The organism is Ideonella alba (assembly GCF_018069875.1).
Lineage (GTDB): Bacteria > Pseudomonadota > Gammaproteobacteria > Burkholderiales > Burkholderiaceae_C > Ideonella > Ideonella alba.
Genome location: NZ_JAGQDF010000003.1, coordinates 154,251 through 181,066 on the forward strand (window position 1 = coordinate 154,251; position 26,816 = coordinate 181,066).

The 26,816-nt window shown below is 71.9% G+C and carries 24 protein-coding genes; 13 read left to right on the forward strand and 11 right to left on the reverse strand.

Features of this window, described 5'->3' with window-relative positions:
• The first annotated feature begins 16 nt into the window (after positions 1 to 16).
• Positions 17 to 1,669, forward strand: a complete 1,653-nt coding sequence (locus KAK07_RS06045) for an aminotransferase class III-fold pyridoxal phosphate-dependent enzyme (protein ID WP_210859546.1) — start codon at positions 17 to 19, stop codon at positions 1,667 to 1,669.
• Between the two features lie 13 nt (positions 1,670 to 1,682).
• Here the strand turns inward: KAK07_RS06045 and KAK07_RS06050 are convergent, their stop codons facing one another.
• A complete protein-coding gene (locus KAK07_RS06050) occupies positions 1,683 to 2,300 on the reverse strand; it encodes a DUF962 domain-containing protein (protein WP_210859547.1) in 618 nt (205 codons plus the stop codon).
• Positions 2,301 to 2,408: 108 nt separating this feature from the next.
• On the opposite strand from KAK07_RS06050, the gene KAK07_RS06055 reads away from it, so the two are divergent.
• Complete coding sequence (locus KAK07_RS06055) at positions 2,409 to 3,650, forward strand: glycosyltransferase family 4 protein (RefSeq protein WP_210859548.1); 1,242 nt, start codon at positions 2,409 to 2,411, stop codon at positions 3,648 to 3,650.
• Between the two features lie 59 nt (positions 3,651 to 3,709).
• On the opposite strand, the gene KAK07_RS06060 is transcribed toward KAK07_RS06055, so the two are convergent.
• Entirely contained in the window at positions 3,710 to 4,408 is a 699-nt protein-coding gene (locus KAK07_RS06060; protein WP_210851070.1) for a GntR family transcriptional regulator, read from the reverse strand.
• A 116-nt stretch (positions 4,409 to 4,524) separates the two neighbouring features.
• Between KAK07_RS06060 and KAK07_RS06065 the strand changes: the two genes are divergently transcribed.
• From KAK07_RS06065 to KAK07_RS06090, 6 genes are read left to right on the forward strand one after another with little or no spacing between them, the layout of a single operon-like run.
• Positions 4,525 to 5,385 (forward strand): fumarylacetoacetate hydrolase family protein, encoded by an 861-nt coding sequence (locus KAK07_RS06065; protein ID WP_210851071.1) that lies wholly within the window; start codon positions 4,525 to 4,527, stop codon positions 5,383 to 5,385.
• A gap of 24 nt (positions 5,386 to 5,409) precedes the next feature.
• Complete coding sequence (locus tag KAK07_RS06070; RefSeq protein ID WP_210851072.1) at positions 5,410 to 5,988, forward strand: amino acid synthesis family protein; 579 nt, start codon at positions 5,410 to 5,412, stop codon at positions 5,986 to 5,988.
• Positions 5,989 to 5,998: 10 nt separating this feature from the next.
• Positions 5,999 to 6,988 carry a zinc-dependent alcohol dehydrogenase family protein gene (locus tag KAK07_RS06075; protein ID WP_210851073.1) on the forward strand — a complete coding sequence of 330 codons (990 nt, stop codon included), beginning with the start codon at positions 5,999 to 6,001 and terminating at the stop codon, positions 6,986 to 6,988.
• A 21-nt stretch (positions 6,989 to 7,009) separates the two neighbouring features.
• Positions 7,010 to 7,555 (forward strand): VOC family protein, encoded by a 546-nt coding sequence (locus tag KAK07_RS06080; RefSeq protein ID WP_210851074.1) that lies wholly within the window; start codon positions 7,010 to 7,012, stop codon positions 7,553 to 7,555.
• Position 7,556: 1 nt separating this feature from the next.
• Positions 7,557 to 9,161 carry a bifunctional 3-(3-hydroxy-phenyl)propionate/3-hydroxycinnamic acid hydroxylase gene (locus KAK07_RS06085; protein WP_210851075.1) on the forward strand — a complete coding sequence of 535 codons (1,605 nt, stop codon included), beginning with the start codon at positions 7,557 to 7,559 and terminating at the stop codon, positions 9,159 to 9,161.
• A gap of 56 nt (positions 9,162 to 9,217) precedes the next feature.
• Positions 9,218 to 10,189: a tripartite tricarboxylate transporter substrate binding protein gene (locus tag KAK07_RS06090; protein WP_210859549.1), complete on the forward strand. Its 972-nt coding sequence runs from the start codon at positions 9,218 to 9,220 to the stop codon at positions 10,187 to 10,189.
• 137 nt (positions 10,190 to 10,326) lie between these two features.
• On the opposite strand, the gene KAK07_RS06095 is transcribed toward KAK07_RS06090, so the two are convergent.
• The 3 genes from KAK07_RS06095 to mnmE form a co-directional block, all read right to left on the reverse strand.
• Complete coding sequence (locus KAK07_RS06095) at positions 10,327 to 10,800, reverse strand: hypothetical protein (RefSeq protein WP_210859551.1); 474 nt, start codon at positions 10,798 to 10,800, stop codon at positions 10,327 to 10,329.
• The gene (locus tag KAK07_RS06100) at positions 10,769 to 11,368 is read right to left on the reverse strand and encodes a nucleotidyltransferase domain-containing protein (RefSeq protein ID WP_210859553.1); all 600 of its coding nucleotides are present in this window, start codon (positions 11,366 to 11,368) and stop codon (positions 10,769 to 10,771) included. The genes KAK07_RS06095 and KAK07_RS06100 overlap by 32 nt, the downstream gene beginning before the upstream one ends.
• Positions 11,369 to 11,675: 307 nt before the next feature.
• Positions 11,676 to 13,058, reverse strand: a complete 1,383-nt coding sequence (mnmE, locus tag KAK07_RS06105; RefSeq protein WP_210859555.1) for a tRNA uridine-5-carboxymethylaminomethyl(34) synthesis GTPase MnmE — start codon at positions 13,056 to 13,058, stop codon at positions 11,676 to 11,678.
• A 163-nt stretch (positions 13,059 to 13,221) separates the two neighbouring features.
• On the opposite strand from mnmE, the gene pulA reads away from it, so the two are divergent.
• The gene (gene pulA, locus KAK07_RS06110) at positions 13,222 to 16,740 is read left to right on the forward strand and encodes a pullulanase-type alpha-1,6-glucosidase (RefSeq protein WP_210859563.1); all 3,519 of its coding nucleotides are present in this window, start codon (positions 13,222 to 13,224) and stop codon (positions 16,738 to 16,740) included.
• Here pulA and KAK07_RS06115 read toward each other — a convergent pair.
• The 4 genes from KAK07_RS06115 to KAK07_RS06130 form a co-directional block, all read right to left on the reverse strand.
• Entirely contained in the window at positions 16,730 to 17,851 is a 1,122-nt protein-coding gene (locus KAK07_RS06115) for a PepSY-associated TM helix domain-containing protein (RefSeq protein WP_210859565.1), read from the reverse strand. The two genes, pulA and KAK07_RS06115, sit on opposite strands and share 11 nt — an antisense overlap.
• A 4-nt stretch (positions 17,852 to 17,855) precedes the next feature.
• Positions 17,856 to 19,853 carry a TonB-dependent receptor gene (locus KAK07_RS06120; protein WP_210859567.1) on the reverse strand — a complete coding sequence of 666 codons (1,998 nt, stop codon included), beginning with the start codon at positions 19,851 to 19,853 and terminating at the stop codon, positions 17,856 to 17,858.
• 109 nt (positions 19,854 to 19,962) lie between these two features.
• Positions 19,963 to 20,304 (reverse strand): hypothetical protein, encoded by a 342-nt coding sequence (locus tag KAK07_RS06125; RefSeq protein WP_210851081.1) that lies wholly within the window; start codon positions 20,302 to 20,304, stop codon positions 19,963 to 19,965.
• Positions 20,305 to 20,351: 47 nt separating this feature from the next.
• Positions 20,352 to 21,239: a 23S rRNA (adenine(2030)-N(6))-methyltransferase RlmJ gene (locus KAK07_RS06130; protein WP_210859569.1), complete on the reverse strand. Its 888-nt coding sequence runs from the start codon at positions 21,237 to 21,239 to the stop codon at positions 20,352 to 20,354.
• Between the two features lie 62 nt (positions 21,240 to 21,301).
• Between KAK07_RS06130 and KAK07_RS06135 the strand changes: the two genes are divergently transcribed.
• The gene (locus KAK07_RS06135) at positions 21,302 to 22,399 is read left to right on the forward strand and encodes an alkene reductase (RefSeq protein ID WP_210859571.1); all 1,098 of its coding nucleotides are present in this window, start codon (positions 21,302 to 21,304) and stop codon (positions 22,397 to 22,399) included.
• 163 nt (positions 22,400 to 22,562) lie between these two features.
• Here the strand turns inward: KAK07_RS06135 and KAK07_RS06140 are convergent, their stop codons facing one another.
• Complete coding sequence (locus KAK07_RS06140) at positions 22,563 to 23,762, reverse strand: choice-of-anchor X domain-containing protein (protein ID WP_210859573.1); 1,200 nt, start codon at positions 23,760 to 23,762, stop codon at positions 22,563 to 22,565.
• On the reverse strand, positions 23,759 to 24,646 hold the full coding sequence (locus tag KAK07_RS06145) for a hypothetical protein (protein WP_210859575.1): 888 nt from the start codon (positions 24,644 to 24,646) through the stop codon (positions 23,759 to 23,761). Before KAK07_RS06145 ends, KAK07_RS06140 begins: the two co-directional genes overlap by 4 nt.
• Before the next feature lie 108 nt (positions 24,647 to 24,754).
• Between KAK07_RS06145 and KAK07_RS06150 the strand changes: the two genes are divergently transcribed.
• Genes KAK07_RS06150 through KAK07_RS06160 form a run of 3 tightly spaced genes read left to right on the forward strand, consistent with a single transcriptional unit; the run spans position 24,755 to position 26,765 of the window.
• On the forward strand, positions 24,755 to 25,459 hold the full coding sequence (locus tag KAK07_RS06150; RefSeq protein WP_210859577.1) for a phosphatase PAP2 family protein: 705 nt from the start codon (positions 24,755 to 24,757) through the stop codon (positions 25,457 to 25,459).
• Complete coding sequence (gene gshB / locus KAK07_RS06155) at positions 25,456 to 26,418, forward strand: glutathione synthase (RefSeq protein ID WP_210859579.1); 963 nt, start codon at positions 25,456 to 25,458, stop codon at positions 26,416 to 26,418. Before KAK07_RS06150 ends, gshB begins: the two co-directional genes overlap by 4 nt.
• Positions 26,403 to 26,765, forward strand: a complete 363-nt coding sequence (locus tag KAK07_RS06160; RefSeq protein WP_210851090.1) for a methylglyoxal synthase — start codon at positions 26,403 to 26,405, stop codon at positions 26,763 to 26,765. The genes gshB and KAK07_RS06160 overlap by 16 nt, the downstream gene beginning before the upstream one ends.
• Positions 26,766 to 26,816: the final 51 nt, after the last annotated feature.

A 26,816-nucleotide genomic window follows, 5' to 3' on the forward strand; every position in this document is an offset into this window, starting at 1 on the left:
GGCATCACTGCTCACCATGGAAGAAACAACCATCACGTGGTCCCTGCTGGGCCTGGGTCTGCTGGCCTGGGGTCTGCCCAAGGCGCGGCGCCGGCTGCAGCTCTCGCGCGCCAAGCACCGCTCGCTGGCCGGCCATGCGCGCATCGCCCAGTGCCTGGCCCGCTGGCTGCCGGGGTATGCCTATGACGAGGCCCACTTCTTCAAGGTCGACGGTGCGCCGCCTGAGGTGGAAGCCCGCCGCCGCGCCGCGTTGCTGCGCCTGTCGCACGACTTTGACCAAGCCTGGCCGCGGGGGGCAGCGCTCACCGCCCAGGCGCGCGAGGGCCTGCCCGACCTGCGCTTCACCGGCAGCTACCGTGTGCCCTTCCAGTTCTCGCCAGTGATCCGGCAGCACCTGCGCACCAGCAGCTTCATCGCACGCGCCCAGGGCGTGACCGTCGAGGACATCGATGGCCAGGTCTTCCACGACCTGACCGGCAGCTACGGCGTCAACGTCTTCGGGGTCGACTTCTACAAGCAGACCCTGGCCGAGGGCCTGGCCGAGGCCCAGGCGGTCGGCCCTGTCCTGGGCCACTACCTGCCCTGCGTGGCCGACAACATCGAGCGCCTGAAGGCGATCTCGGGCCTGGACGCGGTGTCTTTTCACATGAGCGGCACCGAGGCGGTGATGCAGGCCGTGCGCCTGGCGCGCTACCACACCGGGCGAAGCCACCTGGTGCGCTTCGCCGGCGCGTACCACGGCTGGTGGGAGGATGTGCAACCCGGCCCCGGCAACCCGACGCCGGTGCGCGAGACCTACACGCTGGCCGACATGGACGAGCGCGCCCTGCAGGTGCTGCGCACCCGCCACGACATTGCCTGCGTGCTGGTCAATCCGCTGCAGGCCTTGCACCCCAACCGGCCGGCGCCGGGCGACTCGTCGCTGGTGGACAGCAGCCGCAGCGCCGGGGTCGACCGCGCTGCCTATGCCGCCTGGCTGCAGCGCCTGCGCGCGGTCTGCAGCGAGCGTGGCATCGTGCTGATCCTCGACGAGATCTTCGTCGGCTTTCGCCTGGCGCCCGGTGGCGCCCAGCAGTACTTCGGGGTGCAGGCCGATCTGGTCACCTACGGCAAGACCCTGGGCGGCGGCCTGCCGGTGGGCGTGGTCTGCGGGCGGCAGACGCTGATGCAGCGCTTCCGCGAACGCCACCCGGCCGACATCTGCTTCGCGCGCGGCACCTTCAACGCCCACCCGATGGTGATGGCGGCGATGAACGCCTTCCTGCGGCGGCTGGACAGCCCCGAGGTGCAGCGCCTCTACGCCGATCTGGACCACTGCTGGTCGCAGCGCCTGCAGCGCTTCAACACAGCGCTGGCCGAGGCCGGTCTGCCGGTGCGGGTGGCGGGGCTGTCGAGCATCTGGACGGTGCTCTACACCCAGCCCTCGCGCTACAACTGGATGCTGCAGTTCTATCTGCGCGCGCATGGTCTGCTGCTGAGCTGGGTGGGCACGGGCCGCCTCGTCTGGAGCCTGAACTACAGCGACGATGCGTTCGAGGCCGTGCTCGGCAAGTTCATCAGCGCCGCGCGGGCCATGCAGGCCGATGGCTGGTGGTGGCACGACGCGTCGATCAGCAACCGGTCGATCCGGCGCAGCCTCCTTGGCGAGATGCTGCGCGCCTGGCGTTGAGCGGCTGAGCGATTCAATGGCGCGAACCCGGCTGCACATGGTGCATCGGGTCCAGCCGCTCGCCACGCCACAGCGCCAGCGGCGCGCGGTGGTAGAGGATCAGGTCGTGCACCGGGTCGGTCAGGATCTTGGTCATCCAGGCCAGCGCAGGGATCGCGCCGTCACGCAGCCACAGCTGGACCACGCGGAACAGCAGCCCGGCCACGCCCAGCGCCAGCCAGGCCATGCCAAGGTCATGCACCCAGCCGCCCAGGTCGGTGGCTGGCTGGATCAGTCCGAACAGCGCGGGTTGCAGCCACAGCAGCACCGGCAGGCCCACCCACACCGACAGCAGCACGATCTTGCGCTGCAGGTTGTAGCCCACCTTGACCGCCTCCTTGTAGGCGTCGGTGCAGTCGTTGACCTGGTCATAGCCGCGCGGCTCGAAGAAGAAGTGGCCGGCCTGGCGGGTCGTCATCGAGAAGCACCAGCCGACGATCGCGGCCAGCGCCGGGTCGATGAACAGCAGCGCATAGGCCACCAGGAAGCTCAGCGCGCTGATGAAGTGCAGCGTCTGGTTGATGCGGCTCTGGTGGTAGTAGCGATGGTCGTCCCAGCGCTGGGTTCTCAGGGTCTGAAGAAAGGTGGACACGCGATCTCCTCAACGGGTAGTGACGCACAGCGGCCGATGGTGCGGATGCTTCGTGAAATCGTGGTGACTTGTCATCGTGCTGTTGCACGGCGCACTCAGCATCGCGCCATGGACATGAGCGAGGACGCCCCCCTGCAGGTCGACGAGATCCCCTCGGCATGGCGTCAGCTGCGCATCGCCTTCGTCACCGAGACCTATCCCCCCGAGGTCAACGGCGTGGCCACGACGACGGCGCAGTTCGTCGAAGGACTGCACCGCCGCGGCCACGACCTGCAGCTGGTGCGTCCGCGCCAGGACCGCATCGACGCCGCCGGCACCGAGCCCCGCTTCCACGAGGTGCTGATGCACGGCCTGCCGATCCCGCGCTACCCGAACCTGCGCATGGGCGTGCCCAGCAAACGCGCGCTGGTCAAGCTCTGGAAGCTGCGCCGGCCCGACGTGGTGCATGTGGCCACCGAAGGGCCGCTGGGCTGGTCGGCGCTGCAGGCGGCGCAGTACCTGAAGCTGCCGGTGACCTCGGACTTCCGGACCGACTTCCGCGCCTACAGCCGCCACTACGGCATCGGCTGGCTGAGCAGGCCGATCATGGGCTACCTGCGCAAGTTCCACAACCAGTGCGCCTGCACGCTGGTGCCCACCGAGTTGCTGCAACGCGAGCTGACCGGCGCCGGCTTCGAGCGCCTGCGCGTCGTGCCTCGCGGCGTCGACACGCGGCAGTTCTCGCCGACGCGTCGCAGCGCCGCGCTGCGCCAGGAGTGGGGCGTCAGCGACGAGGACCTCGTCATCGGTTGCGTGGGTCGCCTGGCCGCCGAGAAGAACCTGGGCGTGCTGGTCGACGCCTGGCGCGCGGTGCAGCGTGTGCAGCCCCGCGCCCGCCTGGTCTTCGTGGGCGACGGCCCGCTGCGGCCGGCCTTGCGGGCCGCCTGCCCGGACGCGCTGTTCGCCGGCGTGCGCCGGGGCCTGGACCTGGCCGCGCATTACGCATCGATGGATGTGTTCGCGTTCCCCAGCGTCACCGAGACCTTCGGCAACGTGACGATCGAGGCGCTGGCCAGCGGCTTGCCGCTGGTCGCCTTCGACCACGCCGCGGCCGCGCAGCTGGTGCGCCATGGCGACAACGGCTGCCTGGCGGCCGTGGGCGATGCCGCCGGGTTCACCGCGGCGCTGACCGCCCTGGCCAGCGACCCCGGGCTGCGCCAACGCATTGCGCATGCGGCGCGGCAGACCGCCGCCGCCCTGGGATGGGACGACGTCGTTTCTCGCTTTGAAACCCAGCTTGCGCAGGCCTGCGGCATGGGCCCTGCGGCCGAGCGCGCCGCGCCGCTGGGCGCGATGGGCAGCCTGGCCTGAAGGGCAGGCTCAGGACCTGCTGTGCGGCAGGCCGCTGAGGCGCGGGCGCCCCCGGCGCCTCACTGCCGATCGGTCGTGCCGATGCCGTGCAGGGCCGCGGCGACCAGTCGTTCGGTGTGCGAGATGTGGGTCTGCAGCAGGGCCACGGCCTTGGCGGCATCGCGTGCGACCACGGCGCCCAGCAGCAGCTGGTGCTCGTCGTGCTTGCGCCGCGGCTGGGTGCGGTGGCGGGCGGCCCAGCGCCGGTAGCGCTCGGCGTTGTCGAACAGCACGTCGGCCAGGTCCAGCAGCATGGGCGAGGTGCAGGCGGCGTACAGGCTCATGTGGAAGGCGCGGTGGCGGGCCGACCAGTCGTCATCCAGGGGCCGCGCCTCGTGGCCCATGCGCCGCTCGGTCAGCGCCAGCGCATGCGCCGCGGCGACCACCTGCGCCTCCCACTCGTCGGTGCCATGGGCGATCGAGTCGCGCAGTGCCTCGCACTCCACCAGCTGGCGCACCCGGGCCAGGTCGCTGACGCCCTCGGCCGTGAGCGGCGCGACGCGAAAGCCCCGGTTCTCCAGAACGCGCACCAGCCCCTGCCCGGACAGACGGTTCAGCGCCTCGCGGATCGGGCTGCTGCTGACCGCGAAGCGGCGCGTCAGGTCCTCGACGCGCAGGCGCGCACCGGCCTCGAACTCGCCGCGCACGATCGCGCGGCGCAGGTCGCGGTAGGCACGCTCCGCCAGGGAGGCAGAGCCGTCGCTGGGATCCTCGCTCATGCGCGGATTGTCGTCCAAGCCGATGCGCCCAAACCGCGGGTTTGTGCTCATGGATGAGTTTATGCATAAAAAATAGAGTTGTGGACAACACGGTCGCTTGACCGGCAGGAGCCAAGATGAAGCTGTTGTCCTACCTGGACGGAGACAAGGAAGACTGGGGCGTGGTGCTGGGCGACGGCGTGGCCTCGCTGCGCCAGCGCAGTGGCTGCGCGACGCTGGCCGAGTTCGTCGGCAGCCCGGCCTGGGCCACCCGCGACACGCTGGTGGCCGGCCTGCAGGCCGAGCGGCCGCTGGCCGGGCTGCACTACCTGCCGGTGATCCCGCGGCCGGAGAAGATCGTCTGCGCGGTGCGCAACTACATGGACCACCACCAGGAGGTGCTGGCCGCCGGCATGCAGCGCGAGCTGTCCGACTTCCCGCCGATCTTCCTGCGCGTCTGGCGCTCGCAAACCGCGCACGAGGCGCCCATCGTGCGGCCCCGGGTGTCCGAGAGCCTGGACTGGGAGGGCGAGCTGGCGGTCATCATCGGCCGCGGCGGGCGCGACATCCCCGAGGCCCAGGCCTGGGACCATGTGGCCGGCTACAGCGTCTACAACGACGGCAGCGTGCGCGAGTGGCAGTTCCACGCCAAGCAGATCGCCTCCGGCAAGAACTTCGAGTCCACCGGCGGCTTCGGGCCCTGGATGGTCACCGCCGACGAGATCGCGCCGGGCCGGCAGCTCAAGCTGGAGACGCGGCTCAATGGCGAGACGATCCAGTCCAGCCACACCGGCCACATGATCTTCCCGATCCCGCGGCTGATCGCCTACGCCTCCACCATCTTCACGCTGGTGCCGGGCGACGTGCTGATCACCGGCACGCCGGCGGGCGTGGGCTGGTCGCGCAAGCCGCAGCGCTTCATGAAGCACGGCGATGTGTGCGAGGTCGAGATCGAGGCCATCGGCACCCTGCGCAACCCGATCGTCGACCAGGCCTGAACGGCCCGCACACAGGACCCCACCATGTCGCTGATCCAGATCCGCAAGCGCAGCCTGACCATCGAGACCATCCACCACGAGGGCGGGCCACCGGCGGCGGTGCCGCTGAAGCTGGCCGCCGCCTGCGCGGTGATCCGCAACCCCTATGCAGGCCGCTTTGAGGAGAACCTGCTGCCCTTCATGGCCGAGCTGCGCTCGCTGGGCACGCAGCTCGCCACCGAGCTGGTCGAGACCCTGGGGCGCGACCAGGTCGAGGTCTACAGCAAGGCCGCCATCGTCGGCGTCAACGGCGAACTTGAGCATGCGGCCGTCTGGCACGAGGCCGGCGGCTGGGCCATGCGCGAGGTGCTGGGCCAGCCCAAGGCGATCGTGCCGGCGGCCAAGGCCGTGGCGGCCACCGGCTACCGGCTGATGGTGCCGCTGCACTACATCCACGCCTGCTACGTGCGCAGCCACTTCAACACCATGGAGATCGGCATCCAGGACGCACCGCGGCCCGACGAGATCCTCTTTGCCCTGGTCATGGGCACCGGCGGGCGCGTGCATGCGCGCCTGGGCGGCCTGACCAAGGAGCAGGTCTCGGTGCACGATGGCCAGCGCTGACGCAGGCACGATGCGCGCCATCCGTGTGCACACCCCCGGCGGCCCCGAGGCGCTGGTGGTCGAGGAGCTGCCCACGCCCGTGCCGGCGCCCGGCGAGGTGCGCGTGCGCGCCGAGGTCATCGGCGTCGGGCGGCCCGACGTGCTGATCCGCCAGGGCACCTACAAGTGGATGCCGCCGCTGCCAGCGGTGCCCGGTGCGGAACTGGTGGGCGTGGTGGACGCGCTGGGCGACGGTGCGCCGCCCGATCTGCTGGGCCGGCGCGTGCTGGTCAGCGCGCGCGAACTGCCGCAGCGCGGCGGCTGCTATGCCGAGGCGGTCTGCGTGCCGGCCAGCGCACCCTTCCTGCTGCCCGACAGCATCGCGCCCGCCGACGCGGCCAGCCTGCCCAATGTGCAACTTGCGCTCGCCTTGCTGCAGTGCGCCGGCGGCGCGCCGGTGCGCAGCGTGCTGATCCCCGGCGCCGCCGGCGGCGTGGGCTCGGCGCTGACCCAGGTGGCGCGCGCCAAGGGCGCCCGCGTCTTCGGCACCGCGCGCGGCGAGGCCAAGCGCCGCTTCGCGCTGGACAACGGGGCCGAGGCCATCGTCGCCGCCGACCCGTCGGTGCTGGCCGACGATGTGCGCGCGCTGACCGACGGCCGCGGCGTCGACATGGCCTTCGACCACCTGGGCGGCGAGTGGCTCACCGCCGGCCTGCACGCGCTGGCGCCGATGGGCATGCTGGTGTCCTACAACCTGGTGCTGGGCTTTCCTGAGCGCGAGACGCTGAAGGAGATGCGCGCGCTGCTGGGCCGCAGCCTGGCACTGCGCACCTTCTCGATGCACACCTACGACGAGCTGCCCGTACAGCGCCGCGCCCTGCTGGAAGAGGCGATCGCGCTGATGGCCGCCGGGCGGGTGAAGGCTCCGCCGACCCTGGCGCTGCCGATGGCCGAGGTGCGCCAGGCCCATGCACTGCTCGACCGTGGCGACGTGCTCGGCAAGCTCGTCCTCGTTCCCTGACCCCGTTCCCCGGAGGCCCCGATGCCCTCGTCCTACGCACCCCGCCTCGCCCACATGGGCATCGCCTGCTTCGACATCGAGCGGATGATCGACTTCTACACCTCGGTGTTCGACCTGCAGCTCACCGACCGCGGCGTGGGCTTCACCTTTCCCTATCCGCTGGCCTTCATGAGCGCGCGCTCGGACCAGCACCACCAGGTGGCGCTGTCCCAGAACCGGCCCGCCGGCTCACCCAGCACGATCATGCAGGTCTCGTTCAAGGTCGACACCATCGACGCCCTGCGCGAGGCCCGCCGGCGCGCGCTGGACAAGGGCGCGACCGCGATGCGCGGCCTGAACCATGCCAACGCGCTGTCGATCTACTGCCTGGACCCCGAGGGCAACACGCTCGAGGTCTACCTCGACACGCCCTGGTACGTGACGCAGCCGCACGGCGACCCGCTGGACCTGGACCGTCCGGACGAAGAGATCTGGGCCGAGACCGAGCGCATCGCCAAGGCCGATCCCACTTTCATGCCGCAGGCCGAGTGGGCCGCGCGCTTCGAGGCCCGTCAGCGGCAGCTGTGAGGTGAAGTCCTTCGCTGCATCGCGGCACGCCGATGTGCTGGTCATCGGCCTGGGGCCCACTGGCGCCACGCTGGCCGGGCTGCTGGCCCGGCGCGGCCTGCGCGTGGCGGTGTTCGACCGCCTGCCCGACCTGTACCCGCTGCCGCGCGCGATCGGGCTGGACCACGAGGCGCTGCGCCTGTGGCAGTCGCTGGGCCTGGCCGAGACGCTGGCGCCGCACATCGCCCCCTACCGGCCCAGCGAGTACCGCGGCGTCAGCGGGCGACTGATCAAGCGGCTGGACATGGCGCCGCCCCCGCACAAGCTGGGCTGGGCGCCGAACTGGGTCTTCGACCAGCCGGCGGTGGAGCGGGTGCTACGCGAGCATCTGGCCGCCCAGGCGAACGTGCACATCGGCCTGGCGCACGAGGTGCTCACGCTGGACGACGAGGGCGGCGGTGTCACGGCCACGATGCGCGATGCCACCGGCCACACCAGCACCTGGACCGCGGCCTATGCAGTGGCCTGTGACGGTGGCGCCAGCCCGGTGCGCAAGCGGCTGGGCATCACGCTGGAAGACCTGCAGTTCGACGAGCCCTGGCTGGTGGTCGATGCCCATGTGCGGCCGGACAAGCTGGCCGAGCTGCCGCAAACCCAGGTGCAGTACTGCGAGCCCGAGCGACCCAGCACCTTTGTCGTCGGCCCGGGCACCCACCGCCGCTGGGAACTGATGCTGCTGCCCGGCGAGCCGCTGCACGAGCAGTGGCCCGAGGAGACGCTGTGGCCGCTGCTGGCCCGCTGGATCCGCCCGGGCGAGGCCACGCTGTGGCGCGCCGCGGCCTACCGCTTCCACGGCCTGGTCGCGCAGCGTTGGCGCGCCGGTCGCATCCTGCTGGCGGGCGACGCGGCGCACATGACGCCACCCTTCATGGCCCAGGGCATGGTGCAGGGCCTGCGCGACGCCGCCAACCTGGCCTGGAAGCTGGCGCGCGTGCTGCACCACGGTGCGCCGGACACGCTGCTCGACAGCTACGAGACCGAGCGCCGCCCGCATGTGGTCGCCACCACCCGCGCGGCGATGGCGCTGGGCCGCGTGATCTGCGAGCGTGACCCGGTGAAGGCGGCCGAGCGCGATGCCCGGCTGCTGGCCGAACACGGCGGCGCGGTGCCCACCACCGTGCGCCAGTCGATGCTGCCCGATCTGGTGGGCGGCCTGATCGCCACCGACAGCCCGGGCGCGGGCAGCCTGTTCCCGCAGCCGCGCGTGCGCACCTCGCCCGATGGCGGCTGGGGCTGGCTCGACGAGGTGGGCGGCGATGGCCTGCGCGTGCTGGCCGACGACCGTTCACTCACCGCTGCCGAGGCGGGCGCGCTGGAGGCGGCGCTGGCGCCGCTGCAGGGCCGGCTGCTGCGGCTGGTGGACGCCGACGTCGGCCCCACGCCCACCGGGCCCGGCCTGCGGGTGGCCGAGGAACACACGCTGCTGGCCGACTGGCTGCGCAGCCTGGGCGCGCGCTGCGCGCTGGTGCGGCCGGACCAGCAGGTCTACGCCACCGCTGCGGACGCCTCTGGCGCGCTGCGACACCTGGATCAGATCGCGGCCGCCATCGGGCCCCCTGAGCATTGAAGCCGGCCCACACCGGGCCCGGTACCTTGGACAACGAGCAACACGCAGGAGACACCATGCAACGCCGACAGTTCATCCTCCAGTCCCTGGCCGGCAGCGCGGCGCTCGCGGCGCCCTGGGCACGCGCGGCCGGCTGGCCCGAGCGGCCGATCCGTGTCGTGCAGGGCTTCGCGCCCGGCGGCAACGCCGACACGATCGCGCGCATCGTTGGTGCCGAGATGGCCAAGGGGCTGGGCCAGCCGCTGGTGGTCGAGGCGGTGGCGGGGGCGGGCGGCACGCTGGCCTCGGCCGCCGTGGCGCGGGCCGCGCCGGACGGCTACTCGCTGCTGCTGGCCACCGGTGGTCACGCGGTGGCCGGCGCGTTGTACGAGAAGCTGCCCTACCAGACGGTGGCCAGCTTCCAGATGGTGTCCACCATCACCTTCTTCCCGTTCCTGATCGTCACCCAGGCCGAGTCCAGGCTGCGCAACCTGACCGAGCTGCTGGACGTCGCGCGCGCCAAGCCCGAGAGCGTGGCCTACGGCAGCGCGGGCGTGGGCTCGACACACCACCTGGCTGGCGAGTTGCTGTCGCGTCTGTCGGGGGCCCGGCTGCTGCACATCCCCTACAAGGGCGACGCGGCCGCGGTCACCGGTCTGCTGGCGGGCGACCTGCCCATGGTCATCGCCCCGCCCACCGCGGTACTGGGCCACCTCAAGTCCGGCAAGCTGCGGGCGTTGGCGGTCACCGGCGCACAGCGCTGGCCCGGCATGCCCGAGGTGCCCACCGTGGCCGAGCAGGGCGTGGCCGGCTACGACGTCCGCTCCTGGGCCGGCTGGATGCTGCCCACCGGCACGCCCGCCGCGGTGGTCGAGCGCCTGCAGGCCGAAACCCACCGGGTGCTGCAACTGCCCACGGTCAGTCAGCGCCTGGCGGAGATGGGCGGCGAAGCCCGCGGCAGCACGCCGCAGGAGATGACCGCGATGGTCGCGGCCGAGCTGCAGAAGTGGACCCAGGTGGTCAGCGAGGCGAAGATCGCGCGCTTGTGAGCGGGCAGCGCACTTGCTGATGCAGCATCGTGAGAAGCAGACCCATCCATCGACTGGTATCGGGAAGGTCAAGCCTCCTTGGCTGCGTGTACGTGTCGGTGTTCGGACGCCGTCACGTCCCCTTCAGACGGCGTCGTTCATGAGCCGGCGCTCAGGCCCTGCCTCATCAGCACCGGGTGCTGCTGCGCAAACCAGGTGGCCACCTCGGCCAGGAAGGGCCGCACCCAGCCGATGGCCTCCTCCACCTCAGCGTCGGTGGAGAACTGGCCCGCCCGGTACTTGCGGTTGCGCCAGTCGCGCAAGGTGTCCAGTTCGTCAAACCGACCCTGGCCGAGTCCGATGGCCTGCCCCGCGCCCTCGAACACCGCTGCGTGGTGGCCCTTGTCGCTGGTCGCCCGCCAGCCTTCGGCACAGGCCACCGCCAGGCTGGCCAGCAACACGGCGTCCCAGGCCGCGTCCATGCGCGTTCCGGCCGACACCACCGTCTGGGTCGCATCCCGGAGCTTCACCTCGGCGGCCTGCAGCCAGGTGACGGTGTCGCGGGCGTTGGCGGCCTCGCGCTTCAGCGGCGAGCCGGGCTCACGGGCGATCTGCTGGAAGGAGCGCAGCATCCAGGTCTCCGATCAGGGGGATCCGCGGCCCTTGCACGATGCCCAGTGCAAAGCTCTCACCGCCGCGGAGCTGGTTCTTGAATGACTCGATGGTACTGGCGGTGGCGTGCACCGCGCGCCCCAGCGCGCGCCCGGCGGGCTTCAAGGCGGCGTTGAGCTTCAGCTCGGACGCCGGGCCCAGCACCAGCACATCCACATCGCTGCCGGCGCCCGCCGCGCCACGCGCCACCGAGCCGAAGACCAGCGCCAGGTCCACGCCCGGCTGGGTCGACAGCGCCTCGCGCAGCGTGCGAACCAGGGCGCTGTCCTGCTGCATCAGGGTCACCAGCGGCGCCAGCGCGGGGTCGGTGCTGGCGTAGTAGCGTGGCAGGCCGTCCTGCTGGCGCCGGGTGACCAGGCCGGCCGCGGTCCAGCGCTTCAGCAGGCGCGCCACGCCGCCCGGGTCCAGCCCTGCCTCGGCCGCCAGTTCACGCTGGCCAAAGCCGCGCCCGGGCTCGGCAAACAAGGCCCGCAGCGCCCGCAGGCGGCCCAGGCTGCCAAAGACTTCGACCAGGGTGGCTTCGTTCATGCGCGACTGTTGTGGATATGTCTACGATGTAGACGAATTGACTACAGTGTAGACCGATTGACAACGGCTGGCCAGGGTGGCGCGTGGTGCGCTCGATGCCGCAGCACAGGCTGGATCAAGGAACGGCGGCGGTTCGCCTGGCGGACAAGCGCTGGACGGGACGGCGGATGCGCCGCGCACGCCTGCCGCCACGGGAATCAAAACCCGATCAAGAAGCGCCGGGCGCAGACACACATCGCGGTGGACGCGGCCCCGTCGATGTCATGGACGGCGGGTACGAACACGGTGTCGTCCCTGGCTGCCTGGGCTACTTGCCGATGCAAAACCGGCTGAAGATCTCACCCAGCAGATCGTCCGCACTGAAGCGCCCGGTGATCTGCTGCAGCGCCTGGTGCGCCAGCCGCAGCTCTTCAGCGAACAGGTCCAGCTGCGCATCGGCCTGCGCCGCGTGCTCGGTGGCCAGCGCCAGGTGTTCGGCACACTGGCGCAGCGCCTGCACGTGGCGGGTGCGGGCGATGAACACGCCTTCGGGTGCGGCCTGCCAGCCGGCGCGTTCCAGCAGCGCGCGGCGCAGCGTCTCCAGGCCGGCGCCGGTCTTGGCGCTGATGAACAGGCCCTCGCGGTCGCCGGCCTCGGCGCGGTCGGCCTTGTTGTAGACCTGCAGCAGGCGCGCCGGGTCCACGTGCTGCAGGCGCTGGCTGATCTGCGCGTCGGCGGCCTGGTAGTCGGGCTCGTCCAGGCGCGTCAGGTCGTGCAGGAAGACCACCGCGTCGGCGCCCTCGATCGATTCCCAGCTGCGCGCCATGCCGATGCGCTCCACCTCGTCGCTGGCGGCGCTGTCGTCGCGCAGGCCGGCGGTGTCGGTGATGTGCAGCGGCACGCCCTCGATCTGGATGGTCTCGCTGACGCGGTCGCGGGTGGTGCCGGCGATGGGGGTGACGATGGCCAGCTCGGCGCCGGCCAGGGCGTTCAGCAGCGAGCTCTTGCCCACATTCGGTTGGCCGGCCAGCACCACGCGCAGGCCCTCGCGCAGCAGCGCGCCCTGGCGCGCCTGGCCCAGCACGCGCTGCACCGCGCTGGCGATGGCCGCCAGCTGGCCGCGGGCGTCGGCCTTCTCGAGGAAGTCGATCTCCTCCTCGGGGAAGTCCAGCGTGGCCTCCACCAGCATGCGCAGCCGCACGATGCGCTCGGCCAGGCCGTCCACCTCGTGTGAGAAGGCGCCGCCCAGCGAGCGGCTGGCGCTGCGCGCGGCGGCCTCGGTGCTGGCGTCGATCAGGTCGGCCACGGCCTCGGCCTGGGCCAGGTCGAGCTTGTCGTTGAGGAAGGCGCGCTGCGTGAACTCGCCCGGCTCGGCCACGCGCAGGCCGAGGCTGGCACCGGCCTCCAGGCAGCGCGCCAGCAGCAGCTGCAGCACCACCGGGCCGCCGTGGGCCTGCAGCTCCAGCACGTCCTCGCCGGTGTAGCTGTGCGGCGCCGGGAAGTGCAGCGCCAGGCCGTGGTCGATCGCACTGCCGTCGGCCGCGCGCAGCGGGCCGTAGTGCGCGTGGCGGGGCTTCAGCGGCGTGCCGACCAGAGCGTCGATCAGCGGCCGCAGGTCGCGCCCCGAGGCGCGCACGATGCCCACCGCGCCGCGGCCGGGGGCGGTGGCAATGGCCACGATCGGGTCGTGCAGGCGGGCGAGATCGCTCATGGCGCGATTGTCCAGCCAGCTCGCATCTGTAGTTTGAGTACATACAAACCACGATGACCCCTCGAATACCCCTGCAGTGACATCGATTTCACCGGGAAACTACGCACTTAACGAAGTAGTTTTACTTCAATACGATCGCGCCGGAGAACACGAGGAGACGCAGATGGCAACCTGGACGGGTGCGTTGGGACGGTGGCTGCGGCAGGTGCTGCTGCTGGTGCTGATGGGCATGGGGCTGAGCGGCTGCGGGGGCTCGGACGACCGGCTCTCGCTGTCGGATGCCAATGCCGCCGACGAACAGGCGGTGCTGTCCGCCGTGCCGGTCACGCGCCGCAGTGCCACATCGGCCACGGCGGCCACCACGTTGCGCATCCACTACCGCCGCAACAACGCCGACTACGACGGCTGGCAGGTGCACAGCTGGGGCGCCGCGCAGGACCCGGGCTGGAACAACGGCTGGAACGCCAGCGGCAGCGATGACTTCGGCGCCGTCTACGACATCCCGCTGAACGCCGACACCGGCAATGTCGGCTACCTGTTCCACAAGGGCGACTGGAAGGACCATGGCGGTGCCGACCAGGGCTACACGCTGGTGCAGGGCCGCGCCAACGAGATCTGGCGCCTGGAGGGCGACGGCACCACCTACCTGAGCAACCCGCTCAACTCGGGCCCGCCCGACATCAGCACGGTGCGCGTGCACTACCAGCGCTACGCCGGCGACTACGCCGCCTGGGGCCTGCACCTGTGGAACGGCAGCGGCCTGGACACCGCGCGCCTGGCGGGCCTGCCGATCGAGGACTGGAACGCGCCGCTCGCCTTCGACCGCATGCCCGGCTACAGCGCCGGCAGCGGCGAGGTGGTGTTCGATCTGCCCGTGCTCAACCCCAAGGACGATGCCAACCGGCGCGGCGTGGAGTTCATCATCCACGGCATGCCGCCCAACCAGAACGACAAGGATGGGCGCTCGAACAACATCCGCGTCGACTACGCGGCGCTGACCATCGCCGGCCAGGTGGGCCATGTCTGGCTGGTGGAGCAGGACGCCACCGTCTACGTCACCCGGCCCGACACCCGCTCGGTCTCCAGCACCGATGCGCGTGCGGTGTGGCTGAACCGCCAGCTGATCCAGTGGCCGCGCGTGCAGGCCACCGGCCAGGTCCGGCTGTACCACTCGATGAACGGCCAGATCAGCGTGGCGCTGGACCAGCCGGTCAGCGGGGCCGACGGCTACCTGGCGCTGGACGCCTTCACCGGCCAGGTGCCCACTGACGCCGCCACCCGCTTCAAGTGGGTGGGCAAGGGCGCGGTCTTCAGCGTGCGCGACGCCGACCTGCGCCGCCTGCCGCGCCTGCACACCGCCCAACTGGTGCTGGTGCAGGAGAACGACGCCGGCCAGGTGCAGAACGCCACCACGCTGCAGGTGGCCGGTGCGCTGGACGACCTGTACGCGGCCGCCGAGGGCGTGACCGACCTGGGTGCCCAGGTCAGTGGCGGCCGCACCACCTTCAAGCTGTGGGCGCCCACCGCGCAGAAGGTGGCGCTGTTCCGCTACCCCGACGGCAACGGCCCGGCCAGCAGCGCCGAGGACATGCAGTTCGACCCGGCCACCGGCATCTGGCAGCTCAGCCGCGACGGCGACCTCTCCGGCACCTACTACCGCTTCGGCGTGAAGGTCTTCGTGCGCGGCGTGGGCGTGGTGCGCAACCTGGTGACCGATCCCTACTCGCTGGGCCTGTCGGCCAACAGCCGGCGTAGCCTGGTGGCGAGCCTGGACGCCCATGCGCTCAAGCCCACCGGCTGGGACGCCAGCGCGCCGCCCGACCGCGTGGCGGCGGCGCCGGACATGTCGATCTATGAACTCCATGTGCGCGACTTCTCGGCCAACGACGCCAGCGTGCCCGCGGCGCACCGCGGCACCTACCTGGCCTTCACCCACCCGCGTGCCGACGGCGTGAAGCACCTGCAGGCGCTGGCCCAGGCCGGCCTGACCGACGTGCACCTGCTGCCCAGCTTCGACATCGCCAGCGTGCCCGAGCGCGGCTGCGTCACGCCCAGCCCGTCGGGCGCGCCGGACTCGGCCGACCAGCAGGCCGCGGTGGCGGCCACCGCCGGCCAGGACTGCTTCAACTGGGGCTACGACCCCTGGCACTTCACCACGCCCGACGGCGCCTATGCAACGCGGGTGTCCGACGGCGCGGCGCGCATCGTCGAGTTCCGCCGCATGGTGCAGGCGCTCAACGGCCTGGGCCTGCGGGTGGGCATGGACGTGGTCTACAACCACACCTCGGCCTCGGGCCAGAACGATCGCTCGGTGCTGGACCGCGTGGTGCCCGGCTACTACCACCGGCTGGGCGCCAGCGGCGACATCGAGCGCTCCAGCTGCTGCGAGAACACCGCCACCGAGAACCGCATGATGGGCAAGCTGATGATCGACTCGGTCGTCACCTGGGCCCGCGACTACCACGTCAGCAGCTTCCGCTTCGACCTGATGGGCCACCAGCCACGCAGCGTGATGGTGGCGCTGAAGGAGCGCCTGCGCACCACCGTCGGCCGCGAGGTGCAGCTGATCGGCGAGGGCTGGAACTTCGGCGAGGTGGCCAATGGCGCGCGCTTCGTGCAGGCCGAGATGCTGTCAATGAACGGCACCGGCATCGGCACCTTCAACCCGATGCTGCGCGACGCGCTGCGTGGCGGCGGCTGCTGCGACAGCGGCAGCGCGCTGATCGCCAACCAGGGCTATGTCAACGGCCTGTGGTTCGACCCGAACGACCAGGGCGGCGGCCGCTCGCGCAACGACCTGATGTGGCTGGGCGACGTGATCAAGGCCGGCCTGGCCGGCTCGATCCGCAGCTACACGCTGACCACCCACTGGGACGCCACGCTGCCGCTGGAGCAGATCAACGTGGGCGGCCTGCCGGCCGGCTACGTGACCGACCCGTCGGAGGTGGTGAACTACTTCGAGAACCACGACAACCAGACCTTCTTCGACATCAACGCCTACCGCCTGCCGCTGGCCACCTCGCGCGAGGACCGCGCCCGCGTGCAGATGCTGGGCGCCGCGCTGAACACCTTCGCCCAGGGCGTGGCCTACTTCCACGCCGGTGTGGACACGCTGCGCAGCAAGTCGATGGACCGCAACAGCTACGACTCGGGCGACTGGTTCAACCGCCTGGACTGGACCTACGCCGACAACAACTTCGGCGTCGGCCTGCCGCCGCAGCGCGACAACGGCAATGAGTGGGGCATGATCCAGCCGCGCCTGGCCAACCCGCTGATCAAGCCCACCGGCACCGAGATCGGCTGGACGCGCGACGTCTTCCGCGACCTGCTGCGCATCCGCGCCAGCTCCACGCTGCTGCGCCTGCGCAGCGCCGACGACATCAAGGCCCGGCTGCGCTTCGTCAACACCGGCTCGGCCCAGGTGCCCACGGTGCTGGCCGCGGTGCTCGACGGCGACGGCTACCCGGGGGCGAACTTCCGCCGCCTGGCCTACGCCGTCAACGTGGGCAAGGACACGCAGTCCTTCAGCGCCGACGCGCTCAAGGCCAGCGGCTGGCAGCTGCACCCGGTGCACCGCTCGCCGCAGGCGGCCGATGCGCGCGCCAGGCTGGCCACGCTGGACGGCGCCACCGGCACGCTCAGCGTGCCGGCGCGCACCGCGGTGGTCTTCGTCATCGAGTGAGGGGCCGGCGGGCGGTGTGGCGGTCGCGCCAGCGCCGCCAGCCGCTCCAGGCCAGCCAGGGCCAGGCCCCGCCGCACAGCAGCACCACCCAGCGGCCCACCAGGCCGAAGGCCTCGCCGTTGTGCAGCGGGTGCATCCAGGCCAGCAGCGCGTCGCCGGCGGGCTGGTCACGCGCGTCGCGTGCGGCCAGCACGGCGCCGCTCCAGGCGTCGATGCGCACAAAGCTCTTGGGGAAGCGCTCGCTGGGCTCGCCGGGCTGCTGCAGCCGCACGCGGAAGCTGCCCTCGGGCCCGTCCGGCGTGTCCACCCAGCGGGGCTGGGCCTGCGGGAAGTGCGCTTGTGCCGCGGCCAAGGCCTGGTCCAGCGTGATCATCGTCCCCGGTCGGGGCACCGAGTGGGCCATGGCCAGGGGCATCGGCGGACTGACGCGACCGATCAGCGGTTCGATCCAGCTCGGCCAGGCCAGCACCGTGCCGGTCAGCGCCAGCACCAGCATCACCGGCGCGCTGTACAGGCCCACCAGGCGGTGCCGGTCCCAGGTGCGGCGCTGGCGCACCGCGCCGGGTTTGCAGCGCCAGGCCTGCCGCCACTGGTGCGGCGTGGCTGGCCACCACAGGCGCAGGCCGGCGCCGGTCATGAACAGGCCCACCAGGCCCATGCCGCCCACCAGCCACAGGCCGGTGCCGCCCAGCAGCAGCGTGTAGTGCAGGTCGTAGAGCCAGGTCATCACGCTGTCGCCCCAGAAGCGGCGTGCCAGCACCGTGTGCTCGCGCGGGTGCAGGTGCAGTACCAGCGGGCGGAAGTGAGCCCCCTGGCTCTCGGCGGGCTGCAGGTAGCGCGCGTGGACGATGCCGCAACCCTGCTCTGGCAGCTCGATGCGCCAGGGGCCGGCGCGCTGGGGCTCGGCCGCACGCAGCGCATCGAGTACCGGCTGCCAGCGCTGCACGCAGCCGTCGCCCGGCGTCCAGCGCAGCGCCGGGTTCAGCGCGGCGTCCAGGGCCGGGTAGAAGACCAGCAGGCTGCCGGTCAGGCCCAGCAGGGCCAGCCAGGCGCCCAGCGCCAGGCCGACCGCACCATGCCAGAGTCGCCAGCGTGCGCGTGGGGTGCGCATGGCCTCAGAAGTGGCTCTGCAGCGACAGCGCCAGCGAGCGGCCTGCGCCGGGCGCGTGCAGGCTTTGCGTGCCGTCGAACCAGACGTATTCGCTGTAGCGGTCGGCCAGGTTCTTCAGCTCGGCCGACAGCGTCCACTGCGGCGCCACCTGCCAGCGCGCCGCCAGGTTCAGCAGCGCGTAGGCGCCGAAGCGGCCGGCGCTGTTGGCGCGGTTGAGCTCGTAGCTGGACTGGCCTTGCAGCCAGGCCGAGAGCTGCAGCGTGTCGGCGGCCTGCCAGTCGGCGCCGGCGCTGTAGAGCCAGCGCGGCACGTGGTCCAGCTCGTTGCCGGCCACCGCGCCCGAGCTGCTGTCGGGCGTGACGATGATGGCCTGCTGGCGCGACAGGCCCAGCCAGCCCTCCACGCGCGCCGCCAGCGCGCCGCGCAGTTGCAGGTCCACACCGCGGCGGCGCGTGGCGCCGATGTTCTCGCTGTCGTTGCTGGGGTCGTTGAGCTTGCGCATCACCTCGTTGGTGGCGGTCTGCTGCCACAGCGCCAGGCGGCCATTGACGGCCGGCAGCGCGAACTTCCAGCCGGCCTCCCAGCCGGTGTTGATCGACGGCGCGAGATCATCGACGCGGCCGATCTTGAACATCGCCGCGCCCACGCCCACCTGAAAGCTGCGGCCCCAGTTGGCGTACAGACTGTGACCGGCCAATGGCGCCCACACCGCGCTCAGCTTGGGCTGACTGATCGTGCCGTAGTCGTTGATCAGGTAGTCCTTGCCGGTCAGCTGGTTGCTGAAGCCACCGGCCAGCCGGTCCACGCGCAGCGCCGGCACCAGGCGCAGCGTCGGCGTGGGCTCGACCAGCGCCTGCAGGTACAGACCGCGGGTGCGTTGGGTCCAGGCCTGGTCGCGCGTGGTGGACTGGCGCGCGCGCTCACGGGTGAGGTAGCGCAGGCTGGCGTCGTCCTGCAGCTCGATGTCGCCACCGGCCTCCAGCTGCAGCCGGTGCAGGCCGCTGATCGCCGGCGACCAGCGCAGGCTGGCGCGCAGGCCGTGATGGGTTTCCTGCGTGTCGCGCTCCTGTTGCGATACGGCGGCCGAGAAGGTCACGAAGCGCGCGTCGTCGAACTCGTTGCGCCAGGCCAGCAACTGCCAGTCGAGGCCGGCCGCGGGCTGGCCGTCGGCGCGCAGCGAGAACTGCCGCAGCGTGCGCGTGCCGCCATCGGTGGCCACGTGGGCGGGTGACTGCTCAGGGTCCTGCCGCGACTGCGCCAGCGTCAGGTAGCCGGGCTCCTGGGCATCGGCCTCGTGCTGGCGCGCGGTGACGCCGATGCGCCAGTCGCGGCCTTCGGGCTGGTAGAACAGCTGGCCGGCCACCACCTGGCGCTGGCTGTCCGAGTGATCACGCTGACCCTGGCCGGTGCGCCAGCCGACGAACAGCTGGCTGCGCCAGTCGCCGCTGTCGCGGCCCCAGGCGATCTGCACATCGCGCTGGCCCAGCGTGTCCGCGCCGATGCGGTGGCTCAGGTAGTTGCCGCCGGGGCGGGTGTCGATCTCCACATGGCCGGCAATCTGGTGCTGGCCAAAGCGCGGGTCGTTGGTGCCGCGCACGGTGGTCAGGCGGCCGATCTCCAGCGGCCAGATGGCGTCGATCCACGGCATGTTGCCGTCGTTGCTGTTGCTGGGGATGCCATCGATCAGCAGCTTGACCGCGTTGACTTCACCTTCGCCGTTGAAGCCGCGCATCGATAGCTTGCCGGAGGTGGTGCCCTGGTTGAACTCGGTGAGCTGGATACCGGGCACGCGGCGCATCAGCCCCCAGGTCTCCAGCACGCTGGCGTCCTGCAGGCGGTCGCCGCCGACCACGTCGACCGAGGTCAGCACGGTGCGGGCGTCGCTGCGCGCGCCGCTGATGTCAATGCGGCCCAGTTCGAAGACGGTGTCGGCGGCGTGGGCGGTGGGGCTGAGGCTGGCCAGCGCCAGGGCCAGCGGGGTGAACAGGTGTCGGGGTGTCATGGGCGGGTGTGTTTGGGTTGGGGCGCGCACGCGCGCCGCCGCGGCGCCTCGGGGCGCTGCGCGGGTGGGGATCAGGCGGGGAGGGCCGGCGCTGCGCGCCGGCAACGGCTCAGGCGCGTGGCGGCGCGCGCGCACGGGCCGGCGAGTGCCGGGCCGGCAGGTGCGCCACCCTGGCGGGTGGCTGGGGCTGGGCTGCGCCCGGCGCGCTGGCTGCTTGCCAGCGCGGATCGACAAAAGGCGTCAGGGCCCAGGCGTGGCCCAGGCAGGCGGGGCAGTGGCCCGCGCTCGGGCGATGCTCGGTCCCGGGCTGGCCCTGTCCGGCATGGCAGACCGCGCCGAAGAAGGGATCGGCCTGCGCCGCCAGCACCGGCCCCCAGCCCACGCGCAGCAGACCCACCAGCAGCGCCAGCAGCAGCAGGCGCAGAGTGGTCAGGCGGTGGGTGGTGCTCATGGCGGCGCGGATTCTAGGCAGTGCGCCGCCGCCGAAACTGATACTTGTCAGCCCGGCAGTTCCTCGATCAGGTAGCTGGCGCCGTCGTACTGCGCCAGCTGCTCGGTCAGCCAGGGCATCAGCCCGGCCAGCTGCTGGTGCAGGGTGTAGGGCGGGTTGAGGATGAACACGCCGCTGCCGGCCAGGCCGAAGCCCTGCTGGTCGGGCTGGGCCACGGTCAGGCGCACATGCAGCCAGCCCTTGGGCGCCACGCCGGTCAGGCGCTTGGGCAGCTGCACCGCCTCGACGCGGCTGACCTGCGGGTACCAGACCATGTACACGCCCTCGGCAAAGCGCTGCACGGCCTCGCGCAGGCTGGCCACCACGCGGCTGTAGTCGCCCACGGTCTCGTAGCTGGGGTCCATCAGCACCACGGCGCGGCGCGGCGTGGGCGGCAGCTCCTTCTTCAGCGCGGCAAAGCCGTCCTCCTGCATCACCCGGCTGCGCCGCTCGCCGCCGAAGTGGGCGGCCAGCGTGCGGGCGTCGGCCGGGTGCAGCTCGTACAGGTGCATCTTGTCGAAGGGGGTGAGCAGCAGGCTGGCCAGGCTGGGCGAGCCGGGGTAGAGCGCCAGCGGCGGCGTCATGCCCTTTTCCAGCTCGGGCAGGCGGCCGTCCTCGGCGGGGGGCAGGTTGAAGCGCTGCACCAGCTGCACGTAGTCGGCCACCAGCGGCGGCAGGTCGGCACGGCTCCACAGGCGGCCGATGCCCTCGCGGTACTCGGTCTTCTTCTGCGCCACCGCGCCCTTGAGCTGGTAGCCGCCGGCGCCGGCGTGGGTGTCGATGTAGCGGAACGGCTTGTCCTTGCCCACCATGTAGCGCAGCACCTGGACCAGCACCAGGTGCTTGAGCACATCGGCGTGGTTGCCGGCGTGGAAGGCGTGGCGGTAGGCGAGCATGGCGTGGGACTTTCTGCGGGGGTCAACCCGACACTGTAGCCGCCCGGCTAAGCTGCCGGCCCATGGAACCTCTCTTCACCCCCCTGCAGGTCGGCGACATCGCGCTGGCCAACCGCGTCGTGATGGCGCCGCTCACCCGCAACCGCGCCCCCGGCCAGGTGCCCACCGCGCTGATGGCCGAGTACTACCGCCAGCGCGCCCACCCGGCCACCGGCGCCGGCCTGATCGTCACCGAGGCCACGCCGATCAGCCCGATGGCGCACGGCTACCTTGACACGCCGGGGCTGCACACGGCCGAGCAGGTGGCGGCCTGGAAGGCCGTGACCGCCGCGGTGCATGCCGAGGGCGGGCGCATCGTCACCCAGCTGTGGCATGTGGGCCGGATCTCGCACACCTCGCTGCTGCCCGGCGGCGCGGCGCCGCAATCGTCCACCACCCGTGCGGCCCGCACCAAGACCTACATCGCCGGCGGCTTCGCGCCGGTGTCCGAGCCGCGCGCGCTGGCCACCGAGGAGCTGCCCGGCATCGTCGAGCAGTACCGCCAGGCGGCGCTCAACGCGATGGAAGCCGGCTTCGACGGCGTCGAGATCCACGCTGCCAACGGCTACCTGCTCGAGCAGTTCCTGAAGGACTCGGCCAACGACCGCAGTGATGCCTACGGCGGCTCGATCAGCAACCGCTGCCGGCTGACGCTGGAGGTGACGCGGGCCATCACCGGTGCGATCGGCGGCGGCCGCACCGGCATCCGCCTCTCGCCGATCACGCCGGCCAACGACATCGGCCAGGACAGCGACCCGCAGGCGCTCTACACCCACCTGGTGGCGCAGCTGGCGCCGCTGGGCCTGGCCTACATCCACGTGGTGGAGGGCGCCACCGGCGGCCCGCGCGACCTGAGCGACCAGGGCGTGCCGCCCTTCGACTACGCGGCGCTCAAGGCCCTGTTCCCGGGCCGCTGGATGGTCAACAACGGCTACACGCGCGAGATGGCGCTGGCCGCCACCGCCAGTGGCGCGGCCGACCTGGTGGCTTTCGGCAAGGCCTTCATCGCCAACCCCGACCTGGGCCGGCGCCTGCGCGAGGACGCGCCCTGGAATGCGCTGGACATGAAGACGCTGTACGGCGGCGGCGCGGCTGGCTACACCGACTACCCGGCACTCTGAGAGGCTGAGGGTCTTTCACTCATGCCCGCCCTGCACCTGAAAACGCCCCCGCTCGTCGTTGCACATGCTCGCCATAGCCCGAGCTATGGCTGTGCTGTGCGCCTCGATCGGAGGCGTTTGCAGGCGCCTGTCGGTCACGATCGAAAAACTCTCAGCCTCTGAGTCACGGCCCGGGCAGCGCGCGCCGGGCGCGGTCCACGTCGCGCTGCAGCTCGTCCAGGTAGCGCTGGCGCTCTTCGCTCTGCCACTCGGCCTCGGAGAAGCGCGTCAGCGGGTAGACGCGGCTGGTGTGCACCGTGCCGGCCAGGCGCGGCAGCATCGCCCGGTCGGGGTGGCGGTCGGGGTACAGCAGAAAGCCTTCCACGTCGCGCAGGCGCAGCGGAAAGGCCGGCCGGCCGTCGCGCAGCAGCTTGCCGAAGGCCACCAGTCGGGCCTGCTGCGCGCCGCTGCCCAGCTCGTCATTGAACTGCAGCAGCGCAAAGGGCTGGCCCTGGGCGTCGTCCAGCCGCGCGCTGATCACGTAGCGGCCCGGCTGCGCCACCTGCAGCCCCAGCAGGAAGACCAGCGAGCCGTCCTGCACCGCCTCGCGCACGCCGGCCCACTGCGCCGGCACCTGCGGCGCGTAGACCAGCTCGAAGGCGAACTCGCCGCGCCGGCCGTCCTGGTTCAGCTCCAGCAGCAGGCGCAGCGTGCCGGCGTAGTCGGCAAAGCCCTGCGCCGCCGGCGCCACGCGGGCGCTCCAGACACCGTCGCCGGCCTGCAGGTCCGCGCCCTGGCCGTCGTCGCTGAAGGGCAGGGCGACCGGCGGCCGGCCGCTGGCGGCGCGTGGATCCGGTGCATCGATCAGCACCGAGCGGGTGATCAGCAGCGGCAGGCGCCGGCCCTGGTCGTCGACCGCGGCGATGCTGACCGCCACCGTCTCCTGGCCGCTGACGAAGACCCGCTCCTGCGTGGTCTGCAGCCGCACGCCGGCCACCGGCGCGCTGCCGCGCTGGCGCAGCGGGTAGTCGGCCGTGATCGGCGCGAAGGGACGGACCTGGTCGGGGTGCTCGGCGATCGGCCGGGCCTCGTGGGGGTAGTGGGTGGCGCTGCGGTAGCTGGCCAGCGCGCGCTCGGCGCGCTGCAGTCGCTCCCGGGCCAGCGACTGGGCCTCGTCGCGGCGGGCGCGGGCGGTGGCGCCGAAGTCAAAGGCCCCTGCGGACCCTGGCGCGGCGCGCGGCAGCGCGGCGTCTGCGCCGGTCCCGGATGCCGTGCTGGCGGCTGCCGCCAGCACCACGCCCTGCGCCGCGTCCGGCGCGGCACGCCACCACCACGCGCCGGCCAGCGCCAGCGCGGCCAGCGCTGCCCAGTACAGCCGTCTCACTGGGCGTTGGTCACCATGTCGGCGCGCATCGTGGTGATCGCGCCGCCCCAGTTGCCGTTGGGCCCGTGGTCGTACTTCTCCTTGTCGTCACGGAAACGCACCGAGTGGTAGCTCCACTTGGTGCTGCCGCCCTGGTTGGCGGCGGTGCCCAGCGTCAGGTCGTCGCAGAACCAGTCGGCCGGGTTGCACAGCGACCGGCCCGACGACCCCGCCGCGCCGCCGGCCGAGTGGTAGGCCACGGCGCCATCGTCCTGGCCCGGCAGCAGGCCCGAGTAGAACGCGCCGCCCGCGCCGGTGAACAGGTAGAACCACAGGCCGCGGGTGCTGTTGTGGTTGTACAGCGCGCGGGCGGTGGTGGTGCGCAGGTCGGACACCAGCGGCTCGCTCACCGCCCACTCGCCCAGGTCGGCCAGCTCGCTGCCGCCGGCCGCGCCCGCGGCCACGTCGACGAACTTGATGTTCCAGCCGGTCTGGGTGCTGCCGTCGGTGTTGCCGCAGACGCCGCCGCCATCAGGCGCCGCGTTCTTCCTGAAGCGCGTGCTGCCGCCGTACAGCGCCAGCGTGTAGCCGATCTGCAGGTTGCCGGCGCTGTGGGCGGCGATGTAGCACCAGTTGGGGCCGGTGCAGTAGCAGTCCAGCGCATTGCGCACGTGCACGTTCTGGTCGGCGATGTGGCTGGTGCCGTCCCAGTTGACCGAGCGCTTGTTGACGCCGCCGGCAGTGCTGGCCGGCCCCCAGTACGTGAAGTCCAGGTGGTTGCCGACCTGGCCGCCGCCGCCGCGGCCGTTGACCCACAGCGAGTAGTTGGTGGCCAGTGCCGCGGCACCGGCCAGCAGGATCAGCGCCGCCACCGCGCCGCGCCAGGTGTTCTTGATCAGGCCCATCGTGCGCTCCCCCGGCGCCCGCCCGGCGCCGCGGTGGCGACTGTGCGCCGCCGCGCCGCGGTGGTCCAAGCGGGGATACCCCAGGACAGCGCTGCGACAATCGTCGCCATGCCCCGTGACACCCTCCGCCCCCTGTGGCAGCAGGACCTGCTGGTCGCTGTGCTGGCCCTGCTCGCCCTGATCGCCTGGGACGCCAGCGGCGCTGACCTGTGGGCCGTGCGCCAGGTCGGCAGCGCCGAGGGCTTTGCCTGGCGCGAGCACTGGCTGACCAGCCAGGTGCTGCACCAGGGCGGCCGCGCGGCCGGCTGGGCGGTGTTTGGCGTGCTGCTGATCGGCATCTGGAAGCCGCTGCCCTTCGCCCGGCCGCTGCCGCGCGCGGCGCGGGTGTGGTGGGTGGGGGCCACGCTGGCGGCGGTGGCGCTGATCCCGCTGCTCAAGGCGCGCAGCCTGAGCAGCTGCCCCTGGGACCTGGCCGAGTTCGGCGGCAGCGCGCAGTACGTGTCGCACTGGCTGCGTGGCGTGGCCGACGGCGGGCCGGGCCGCTGCTTCCCCTCGGGCCATGCGTCAGCGGCTTTCGCGTTCCTCAGCGGCTGGTTCGCGCTGCGCGTGCATGCGCCGCGCGCGGCGCGCTGGTGGCTGCTGGGCGTGTTGCTGGCCGGGCTGCTGTTCGGCGGTGCGCAGATGCTGCGCGGCGCCCACTACCCCAGCCACACCGCCTGGACCGGCTGGATCTGCTTTGTGCTGTGCGCCGGACTCAGCCAATTCGTGCCGGCGCTGCGCGCGCGGCCAAACGGCGGCACACTGGCGGCATGAAGCTGCTCTTCGTTGCCGACCCGCTTGCCACCTTCAAGACCCACAAGGACTCGACCTTCGCGATGATGCGCGAGGCCGCCCGCCGCGGCCACGAGCTCCTCGCCTGCGAGCCCGCCCAGTTGCATTGGCGCCAGGGTGGCCGCGTGTCGGCGCGGCTGCTGCGCCTGACGCTGACCGGCCGCAGCGGCTACGGCGTGGACGACTGGTACACCGCCGAGGCCCTGGGCGAGACCGCGCTGGCCGATGTGGATGCGGTGGTGATGCGCAAGGACCCGCCCTTCGACAGCGAGTATTTCTACGCCACCCACCTGCTGGGCCGCGCCGAGGCCGAGGGCGCGCGCGTTTTCAACAGCCCGCGCGCGCTGCGCGACCACCCCGAGAAGCTGGCCATCCTCGAGTTCCCCGAGTTCATCGCGCCCACCCTGGTCACCCGCAGCGCCGACGACGTGCGCGCCTTCCACGCCGAGCAGCGCGACATCATCCTCAAGCCGCTGGACGGCATGGGCGGCATGGGCATCTTCCGCGTGCGCGACGACGGCCTGAACCTGGGCGCCATCCTCGAGAGCCTGAACCGCGACGGCGCCGAGACCATCATGGTCCAGCGCTACCTGCCCGAGATCGCCGACGGCGACAAGCGCATCCTGGTGATCGACGGCCAGCCCGTGCCCTTCTGCCTGGCCCGCATCCCGCAGGGCGGCGAGGTGCGCGGCAACCTGGCCGCCGGTGGCAAGGGCGTGGCGCGGCCGATCAGCGCGCGCGACCGCGAGATCGCCGAGGCCATCGGGCCGGTGCTGGCCGCGCGCGGCCTGCTGCTGGTGGGCCTGGATGTGATTGGCACCTGCCTCACCGAGATCAACGTCACCAGCCCCACCTGCTTCCAGGAGATCACCGACCAGACCGGGCATGACGTGGCCGCCCAGTTCATCACCGCGCTGGAGGCCGCATGCGCATCGCGCTGATCGCCCATGACCGCATGAAGGACCGCATGGTGGCGCTGGCGCGCGAGTTCGCGCCGATGCTGCGCCAGCACCAGCTGATGGGCACCGGCACCACCGGCGGCCGGCTGATCGACGAGGTCGGCCTGGACGTGGAGCGCCTGCTCAGCGGCCCGCTGGGCGGTGACCTGCAGATCGGCGCGCGGCTGTCGGTGGGCGAGGTCGACGCGGTGGTCTTCCTGCGCGACCCGATGACGCCGCAGCCCCACGAGCCCGACATCAACGCGCTGGTGCGGGCCTGTGATGTGCACGATGTGCCTTGCGCCACCAATGTCAGCAGCGCCCGGCTGCTGCTGCGCGCGCTGGGCTGACATTTTTTTCGCGCCGGCCTGAAAGGTTGGGCGGTCCTGGGCCGACTGAAG

What these genes read in the sequence shown, in the direction of transcription:
- KAK07_RS06045 (WP_210859546.1), top strand. Translation starts at nt 17, where the DNA reads ATGGAAGAAACAACCATCACGTGGTCCCTGCTGGGCCTGGGTCTGCTG.
- KAK07_RS06055 (WP_210859548.1), top strand. Translation starts at nt 2,409, where the DNA reads ATGGACATGAGCGAGGACGCCCCCCTGCAGGTCGACGAGATCCCCTCG.
- KAK07_RS06060 (WP_210851070.1), bottom strand. Translation starts at nt 4,408, where the DNA reads ATGAGCGAGGATCCCAGCGACGGCTCTGCCTCCCTGGCGGAGCGTGCC.
- KAK07_RS06065 (WP_210851071.1), top strand. Translation starts at nt 4,525, where the DNA reads ATGAAGCTGTTGTCCTACCTGGACGGAGACAAGGAAGACTGGGGCGTG.
- KAK07_RS06070 (WP_210851072.1), top strand. Translation starts at nt 5,410, where the DNA reads ATGTCGCTGATCCAGATCCGCAAGCGCAGCCTGACCATCGAGACCATC.
- KAK07_RS06075 (WP_210851073.1), top strand. Translation starts at nt 5,999, where the DNA reads ATGCGCGCCATCCGTGTGCACACCCCCGGCGGCCCCGAGGCGCTGGTG.
- KAK07_RS06080 (WP_210851074.1), top strand. Translation starts at nt 7,010, where the DNA reads ATGCCCTCGTCCTACGCACCCCGCCTCGCCCACATGGGCATCGCCTGC.
- KAK07_RS06090 (WP_210859549.1), top strand. Translation starts at nt 9,218, where the DNA reads ATGCAACGCCGACAGTTCATCCTCCAGTCCCTGGCCGGCAGCGCGGCG.
- KAK07_RS06095 (WP_210859551.1), bottom strand. Translation starts at nt 10,800, where the DNA reads ATGCTGCGCTCCTTCCAGCAGATCGCCCGTGAGCCCGGCTCGCCGCTG.
- KAK07_RS06100 (WP_210859553.1), bottom strand. Translation starts at nt 11,368, where the DNA reads ATGAACGAAGCCACCCTGGTCGAAGTCTTTGGCAGCCTGGGCCGCCTG.
- mnmE (WP_210859555.1), bottom strand. Translation starts at nt 13,058, where the DNA reads ATGAGCGATCTCGCCCGCCTGCACGACCCGATCGTGGCCATTGCCACC.
- pulA (WP_210859563.1), top strand. Translation starts at nt 13,222, where the DNA reads ATGGCAACCTGGACGGGTGCGTTGGGACGGTGGCTGCGGCAGGTGCTG.
- KAK07_RS06115 (WP_210859565.1), bottom strand. Translation starts at nt 17,851, where the DNA reads ATGCGCACCCCACGCGCACGCTGGCGACTCTGGCATGGTGCGGTCGGC.
- KAK07_RS06120 (WP_210859567.1), bottom strand. Translation starts at nt 19,853, where the DNA reads ATGACACCCCGACACCTGTTCACCCCGCTGGCCCTGGCGCTGGCCAGC.
- KAK07_RS06125 (WP_210851081.1), bottom strand. Translation starts at nt 20,304, where the DNA reads ATGAGCACCACCCACCGCCTGACCACTCTGCGCCTGCTGCTGCTGGCG.
- KAK07_RS06130 (WP_210859569.1), bottom strand. Translation starts at nt 21,239, where the DNA reads ATGCTCGCCTACCGCCACGCCTTCCACGCCGGCAACCACGCCGATGTG.
- KAK07_RS06135 (WP_210859571.1), top strand. Translation starts at nt 21,302, where the DNA reads ATGGAACCTCTCTTCACCCCCCTGCAGGTCGGCGACATCGCGCTGGCC.
- KAK07_RS06145 (WP_210859575.1), bottom strand. Translation starts at nt 24,646, where the DNA reads ATGGGCCTGATCAAGAACACCTGGCGCGGCGCGGTGGCGGCGCTGATC.
- KAK07_RS06150 (WP_210859577.1), top strand. Translation starts at nt 24,755, where the DNA reads ATGCCCCGTGACACCCTCCGCCCCCTGTGGCAGCAGGACCTGCTGGTC.
- gshB (WP_210859579.1), top strand. Translation starts at nt 25,456, where the DNA reads ATGAAGCTGCTCTTCGTTGCCGACCCGCTTGCCACCTTCAAGACCCAC.
- KAK07_RS06160 (WP_210851090.1), top strand. Translation starts at nt 26,403, where the DNA reads ATGCGCATCGCGCTGATCGCCCATGACCGCATGAAGGACCGCATGGTG.